This is a genomic window from Streptomyces sp. NPDC054840, from assembly GCF_053611065.1.
The window spans coordinates 1-7,143 of the sequence record NZ_JBSGZP010000384.1; the positions used below are offsets into that span (position 1 = coordinate 1).

Genomic DNA, 7,143 nt, shown 5'->3' on the forward strand with positions numbered 1-7,143 from the left:
GTCGCCGGCTTGAACGGCCAGGGGACGGTCGTCGCCGAGACGGTCATCAGGAACTCGTCGACGCCATCGACCGCGACGTCCGTCGGCAGCGGCTGTGCGGCGCCCTGGGTGAGCTGGGCGTCGTAGGTGTGGACGGCGATCTCCTGGATCTGGTGCCGGGCCACGGCTCCGCTGGTCTCCGGGGCCTGCGAGCGGCCCCACCACGTCCAGCAGCCGCGGTCCGGGCCGGCCTCGCGCATCGCGTCGAGCATGAGCTCGGTCGACTCGGCGAGCCAGGCGTCCAGGGCTTCGGGGTCGCGGGGCGCGGTCGGGGCGCCCTTCGGGTCCGTCCTCGCCGGGGGCTCAGCGCCCGGGCCCGCCGCGACGATGGCGGCCTGGCGGCGGCGGCCGTCGCCGAGGTGCTGCGCGAGTTCGCGCAGCGTCCAGTCCGGACAGGTCGGGACTTGCACGTCAAGGTCGGGGGCGGACGCGATCGCGGCGCGGAACGCGGCCGAGCGGTCTTCGATCAGCCGCAGGACCTCGGGGAACTCCAAGATGTTTTGCACGTCGGTTGTGTATCACGGCGCTCCGACCACCGGGTAGCGAATTTGTCGGACGAACGCGTCGACGGCCGGGCGGAGCGCCGGCGCCGAAGCCGTCCTGAAACTCCGCGCACTGCTCGCCAACGGCGACTTCGACCGCTACTGGACCTACCATCTGGGCCAGAAGCACCAGCGCAACCACCAGCCCCGCTACCAACTCGCTGCTCGGCCTACGAATTCAGACCCGGCCATCCCCACCCGTGCCCTGGGGAGCCCAGCCTGCCGGTGACCTTGCGTGGTCGCTTACGGCGTACCGGCTCCATGCCCCGCCGCTCTCTCTGACGAGGCGGCCAGGCCGTGTATCGAAAGTCCTGCCGGATGGCGCGAGTCGATATCGACCACACATGGCTGTCAGTGCCCTCAAGTAGGTTCTGTCCGTTCGGCCCCACAGAGGGGCCGCCGAGCTGAGGGACTCGTCGTAGTGAGCATGTACCTGCACTTTCGCGCCGTGACTGAATCCGAGATCCGGGACGACCACACCTGGCTCGCTGCGTTCATGTCCGAAGCTTGGGAAGACCACATCGCCGAGTACGCAGCGGGCTTCGCCTGGTCGATCAATAAGGGCTGGGACGCTGTCAACGACCTCTATGCCGCGGCCGATGCCCTCTACACGGACGCCGACGAGCCCTGGACACTGCCGATCTACGGCGGACGCCCCGTGCCCCACAGCGCTGATGCTGATCCCTCCGGTCCCCCACTGATACTTCTGGAGCCGCCTGGTGTGTCACAGGCCGCGCGTTTCCTTACGACTGTCTCTTTCGACGAGCTGTGGAACGTTGTCGGTGCCAGGTTCAGTGCTCTCGGCCGGCCCAGGCAGGAACACCTCGAACATCACCGGAACCTCCAAGAGTTCTATGGGCGGGCGGCCGCGGCAGGCCGCGCCGTGGTCAAAGTGGTGTGGGCTTGAGACGTGGCCGCGTGCTGGTCACTCGGGGCGGGACCTCCGCATCACCATCGCCCGCGACTTCGTGGTGAATCCTGCGGGCGAGGTCCGGCCAGTGGTCGCCGGTTCGTCGGTCGGCTGATCGAGAACATGCCATGACGAGGCTAGGGGTCGGGCTCACGTACGTACCCGGTCTCGACAAAATGCTCCCTGAGGTTGCCGACCTGCTCGACGTCGTCGAGATCGAACCGCAGAGCCTGTGGCGCTTACGGGGCGATGGCGGGATCCAGGTCGACGAGGACGTGCTGGGACGGCTTTCGGATCTGCCCGGAGCGCGGCTGTCGCACGGGGTCGGCAATCCGGTCGGCGGCTGCGGCCTGCCCGACCCGCGACACCGGGAACTCTTCGGCGAGCTTGCCGGGAGACTGGACGCGCCGTGGGTCAGCGAGCACTTGGCCTTCAACCGGGTGGCTGATCGGACGGGTTGGTTCCACACCGGGTTCATGCTGCCGCCCTGTCAGACGGCGGCGGGGGTCCACGCGGCCGCCCGGTCGGTCCGCGCCATGGCCGATGGGCTTCCGGTGCCCCTTGCCGTGGAGATCGGCGCGAACTACCTCCAGCGGCGGCCCGGTGACCTGTCCGACGGCGCGTTCGTCCGGCGGGTCGCCGAGGCGAGCGGCTGCGGTCTGCTCCTGGACCTGCACAACGTCCTGGCCAACGAACGCAACGGCCGCGGCAGCGTGGGCGATCTGCTGGCCGGCCTGCCCCTCGACCGGGTGTGGGAGGTGCACCTGGCGGGCGGCTTCGAGTACCGCGGGTACTGGCTGGACGCCCACTCCGGACTCCCCGACGACGACCTGCTCGCGCTCGCCGGCCGGGTCCTGCCGCGGCTGCCGGCCCTGCGCGCGGTCCTGTTCGAGGTGACGCCGTCGGCCGTACCGGATCTCGATGCGGGCGCGGTCCGCGAACTGCTCGTGACGATGAAGGAGATGTGGCCCCGGCAGGCTCCCCTTCCAGCTCCTCGCCCGATCGTGTCCGCAGAATCCGCCTGCCCCGGGCGGCCGGCGCGTGGCTGCGCTTCTGCGCGGGCCATCCCGGGGTGCGTGGCTCGGCCGCCGCCCGGCTCGGCCGACTCCGCACCGCGCTCGCTCCGTGCGTCCCTGCCTGAGGGCGGGGCGGGCGGCCGTGATCAGGGCTGGTCGTACCAGGCGAAGGCGGCGATCCGCCAGCCGTCCGCGGTGCGGACGAACTGGATGGTCTTGGTCCCGGACCCCTCGAACGGCTTGCCGTCCAGGGTCCCGGACTTGCGGTACTCGCCGAACCGCGACGCGATGTCGCCCACGATCTCGGTCCGTTCGGATGTCTCCCACTCGGAGAACTCGGCCAGGCGCCCGTCGGCGGCCAGCAACAGGCGGCGCGGCTCGATGAACTCGTCCACGGTGTAGACCGTGAACCGCGGGCCGGTCATGGTGATCACTCCGCCCGGCAGGACCAGCCGCCGGATCCGGTCCAGGTCGGCGAGCTTGCCACCGCGGTTGTCGAAGGCGCCGAAGAACTCGGCGGTCACCACGTTTATTTCGGCCTTGGACGACATGGCACGACCGTAACACCGTGGCTCCCGAGGGCTGTCCCGGCGAGTGACCCTGAAGTGCGTTCCCTTCTCGTCCTCGGCGACCGGTTCCATGGCGGCCACGGCCATGACGCGCTCACCGGATCAGGCCGCGAGCGCTGTCGTGATCACCAGGGGCGGCCCGGCCCGCCCGGCCGACCACGCGCGGCCGGCCGCGAAGTCCGCGTCGGCCACGGTCAGTGCCTCGTCGACGGTGGGCCGGTGCTGGACGACGTCCCGGAGTCCCGCGCGTTCCAGCAGAGCCGGAAGGATTCCGGCGGGCCGGTCGTATTTGGGTGCTCCGACAACGCGGCGAGGTGCCGTAGCCGTCGTCGTGCGCCCGCCGGGGATGACGGGACAGCCCTTGGGCCCGTCGGCCTAGAGATCGATCCAGTAGCGCCGCTTGGGTCCGATCAGGGTTTCGCGGACGTCCTCCAGCACGCCGCCGTTGCCCTCGATCGTGCGGACCGACGCCTCGTTGTCCGGGTCGCAGGTCAGCAGGACCCGGTCCATGCCCAGGACGCGCGCCTCGTGCAGGACGGCCCCCAGGGCCCACGTGGCCAGGCCCCGGCGACGTGCCGAAGGCCTGACGCTGTAGCCGATGTGGCCGCCCGCGTCGAGAAGGAAGCCGTTCAGGTAGTGCCGCAGGTCGATCGCGCCCAGGTACGTGTCACCCTCGGCGATCCACCAGTACGTCGCGTGGACCCGGCCGTGGTCGACCGGCAGGGTGCGGTCCGAGCAGCGGCGCAGTCGTTCCACCCAGGCCGCGAAGCCCTCCGGGGTGTCCACCTCGTCGTCGGAGCCGAGCCCGCCGCCGTCCATGTGGGCGTCGTCGAGTCCCCATTCCCTCCGCGCGGCGAGCCAGGAAGTGTGCAGGTGAGTGCTGGGGGCTATGAGCTCGGGCATACCTCGGACGATAACAGTCGGCCGGACCGGCAGGTCCCGACACGGCCCCGTCCCCCCGCTCGGCCACCGGTCGGCGGGACGTCCGTACGGGACAGCCCTCAGGCCGAGTCTGTCGGGAGGGTCCGGGCGCGGGCGATGACCAAGGCGACGTCGTCGTGGTCGTCCGTGCGGCGCAGGGAGTCCAGGAGACGGTCGCAGGTCTCCTCCAGTGGACGTCCGGTGTCGGCGAGAAGGGTCAGCAGGAGGTCGAGGCGTTCGTCGATGGGCTGGTCGCGGGTTTCGACCAGGCCGTCGGTGTAGAGGACGAGTTGGTCTCCGGGGTCCATGGCGATGGCCGTCGACTCGAAGGGGATGCCGCCCACGCCGAGCGGTGCGCCGGTGGGCAGGTCCAGGAGTCTGGGCTGCTGGCCGGCGCGGATCAGGACGGGGGGCAGATGTCCGGCGAGGGCGACCCGGCACTCGGCGGCGTGCGGGTCGTAGACGGCGTAGACGCACGTGGCGATGGTCTCCTCCAGCGCGGCGGTGGTGTGGTCCAGCTGGTGGAGCACCTGGGGCGGGTCGAGCGCGAGTTCGGCGAGGGTGCGGGTCGCCGTACGCAGCTGCCCCATGCTGGCGGCGGCGTTGATGCCGCTGCCCATGACGTCCCCGACCACGAGGACGGTGGTGTCGTGCGGTCCGGCGATGGCGTCGAACCAGTCGCCCCCGATCTCGCTGCTGGCCGCGGCCGGCCGGTAGCGGTAGGCGACTTCCAGGCCCGGGGTGGGCGGCGGGTGGTGGGGCAGCAGGTGGTGCTGGAGGGCGAGGGCGGTGTGGTGGGCGTTGCGGTACCAGCGGGCGTTGTCGATGCACACGGCGGCGCGGGCGGCGAGTTCGCCGGCCAGCACGATGTCGTCGTCGTTGAACGGCAGCGGGTTGCGGGTGCGTTTGAGGTCGAGGGCGCCGAGGACCTCGCCGCGTGCGATGAGCGGTACGGCCAGGTAGGAGCGCAGTCCGGCGCGGCTCAGGAGGTTGGCGGCGGTACTGTCGCGGGCGATGCGCGAGATGTCCTGGGCCTGTACGTGGGCGACGAGCACCGCGTGGCCGGTCGTCACGGACTGGGTGACCAGCCGGTCGGCGGCGTAGCGGGCGATGTCGCCGGGCGGGTCGGCGGCGCGTACGGCGTCGCTGGGGTAGGCGGCCGCGAGGGCCAGGGCGCGGAACACCGCGGGCTCGTGGGCTGAGGACCGCAGGGTCGGCCGGCCCTCCAGTACGGAGTCGAGGATGTCGACGGCGGCGATGTCGGCGAGCTCGGGTACGACGACGTCGGCGAGCTCGCGGGCGGTCTGGTCGAGGTCGAGGGTGGTGCCGATGCGCACGGTGGCGTCCGCGATGAGGGCGAGGCGGCGGCGGCTGCGGGCGATCTCCAGAGCGGCCTGGTGACTCTGGGTGACGTCCACCACGGAGGTGGCGAGGCCGAGGACCCGGCCGGTGGCGTCCTCCAGCCGGTAGTACGACACCGACCAGGCGTGTTCGGTACGGGCTCCGCCGTGGGCACGGCCGGCCGTGAACTGTTCGAGCAGCGGCGTTCCGGTGGCCAGCACCTGGCGCATCGCCGACTCGGCGGCCTCGGCGTCGTCGAGGAAGGCCAGTGCCTCGCGGACGCCCCGGCCGATGTGCTGTTCGGCGGGCAGTCCGTTGATCCGCTCCAGTGTCGGGTTGACGAGCACGTACCGCAGCTCGGTGTCCAGGACGGCGAGGCCGATCGGGGACTGGGCCACCAGGCGCGCGGACAGGGCGAGGTCGCGCTCCAGCTGGCGCAGCCGGGTGCGGTCGGTCGCGATGCCCAGGGCGTACATGTCGCCGTGCTCGTCGAGCAGCCGCATGTTGCGGAACTCCACCAGGCGCGTGGTGCCGTCCCTGCGGCGCACCGGGAAGGCGCCGGCCCAGTCGCCCGCGCCGCCCATGACGCGTGCGAACAGCTCCGTGACCAGGCCTACGTGCTCCTTGGCGGCCAGCAGCCGGGCGGCGGGCTGGCCCAGTGCCTCCCCGGCCGTCCATCCGAACAACTGCTCGGCCTGTGGGCTCCACAGGGCGACCCGCCCTTCGGAGTCGAGGACGACCGCCGCGACGTTCAGGACGTCGAGCAATCCGCTCGGCGGGGTGACCCCGGCCACGCCGGGCCTGAGCCCACCGGTTCCCGACCCGTCAATCGTTCCCATCGGCGACGCTCCTTCCGGCATCGTCGGCCCGGCGCCGCCCGCCACCACCCGCCCGGGGCGGTCCGAGGCGCACGGCTTCCTCTCATCCTGCCCCCGAACCTGCCCGGCAGCGTCCGGAGCGCCCGCGCCGGGACCGTCACACGCTCCCCCGCACGGAACGGCGGACGTCGCAACCCTGACGTTCGGCGGGGTCCGGGGCAGCCGTTCGGCCGGGGCGGACGGGCCCCGGCGTTCCTACGGTCGCCCCATGGAATCGAACACCCGATACGGATGGGCCCGACGGCCGGCGCTCGCCGCTGCCACGGCGGGGGCGGCCACCGCGGCCGTCACCTGGGCGGCGCCGGGCGGCGCACTGGGCACGAACGAGCCGGTACACGTCACGCGGGGCGTCTCGGCGACGGCCTACCGGTCGCTCGCCCGGAGCGTGGCGGGCGACTGGCCGGCCTGGGCCGGGACGGCGCTGGAGGCGGCGAGCGAAGGCACCCTGTTGCTCCTGGCCCTGCTGCTGGTCCGGGCCGGCCTGTCCGCCCTGCGGCGCCGTGACGTGCCGGGTCTGGCCGCGGTGGCCCTGGTGGCCGCCGGGACCGTGGTCGCCTACTCGCTCAGCGAGGCGCTGAAACTCCTGGTCGACGAGGAACGGCCGTGCCGGGCCGTGGCCGGGGCTCTGGCGGTCGCGCCGTGTCCCGCACCGGGCGACTGGTCGTTCCCGAGCAACCACGCCACCCTCGCCGCTGCGCTGGCGGTCGGGGTGACCCTCGTACGCCCCCGGCTCGCGGCCCTGGCGCTGCCGGTGGCCGCGGCCGCCGCCCTGCTGCGGGTCCTGGTGGGCGTGCACTATCCGCACGATGTCGTGGCGGGCGCGGGGCGCGGGGCGCGCCCCCGGGGGACCCGACGGCGTATCCTGCGGCCCCGCGCCCCCCCCGCGCCCGCCCCGCCCCGCGGGTCAGCGCGCCGCGGACGGCGCCC

6 protein-coding genes and 2 pseudogenes are annotated in these 7,143 nt (G+C 72.6%); 4 read left to right on the forward strand and 4 right to left on the reverse strand.

Translation table 11 applies throughout. The features are described 5' to 3' along the window. Positions 1-545: maleylpyruvate isomerase N-terminal domain-containing protein (locus ACWGIU_RS24405; protein WP_453709079.1), on the reverse strand; the 545-nt coding region annotated here is incomplete at its 3' end. A 79-nt stretch (positions 546-624) separates the two neighbouring features. On the opposite strand from ACWGIU_RS24405, the pseudogene ACWGIU_RS24410 reads away from it, so the two are divergent. The 3 genes and pseudogenes from ACWGIU_RS24410 to ACWGIU_RS24420 all read left to right on the forward strand — a co-directional run. After that, positions 625-810, forward strand: a pseudogene (locus tag ACWGIU_RS24410) (hypothetical protein); the annotation flags it as partial. A 198-nt stretch (positions 811-1,008) separates the two neighbouring features. Then, entirely contained in the window at positions 1,009-1,488 is a 480-nt protein-coding gene (locus ACWGIU_RS24415) for a DUF1877 family protein (RefSeq protein WP_453709087.1), read from the forward strand. 179 nt (positions 1,489-1,667) lie between these two features. After that, positions 1,668-2,324: pseudogene (locus tag ACWGIU_RS24420) on the forward strand (multinuclear nonheme iron-dependent oxidase); the annotation flags it as partial. 329 nt (positions 2,325-2,653) lie between these two features. Here the strand turns inward: ACWGIU_RS24420 and ACWGIU_RS24425 are convergent. The 3 genes from ACWGIU_RS24425 to ACWGIU_RS24435 all read right to left on the reverse strand — a co-directional run bounded on the left by ACWGIU_RS24425 (position 2,654) and on the right by ACWGIU_RS24435 (position 6,177). Next, positions 2,654-3,058, reverse strand: coding sequence for a nuclear transport factor 2 family protein (locus tag ACWGIU_RS24425; RefSeq protein ID WP_453709088.1), 405 nt, complete (start codon positions 3,056-3,058; stop codon positions 2,654-2,656). 393 nt (positions 3,059-3,451) lie between these two features. Then, positions 3,452-3,979 (reverse strand): GNAT family N-acetyltransferase, encoded by a 528-nt coding sequence (locus tag ACWGIU_RS24430; protein ID WP_453709081.1) that lies wholly within the window; start codon positions 3,977-3,979, stop codon positions 3,452-3,454. A 98-nt stretch (positions 3,980-4,077) separates the two neighbouring features. Beyond that, on the reverse strand, positions 4,078-6,177 hold the full coding sequence (locus ACWGIU_RS24435) for a SpoIIE family protein phosphatase (protein WP_453709083.1): 2,100 nt from the start codon (positions 6,175-6,177) through the stop codon (positions 4,078-4,080). A 247-nt stretch (positions 6,178-6,424) separates the two neighbouring features. On the opposite strand from ACWGIU_RS24435, the gene ACWGIU_RS24440 reads away from it, so the two are divergent. Next, positions 6,425-7,143 (forward strand): phosphatase PAP2 family protein (locus tag ACWGIU_RS24440; protein ID WP_453709085.1); only part of this gene is annotated, 719 nt, incomplete at its 3' end.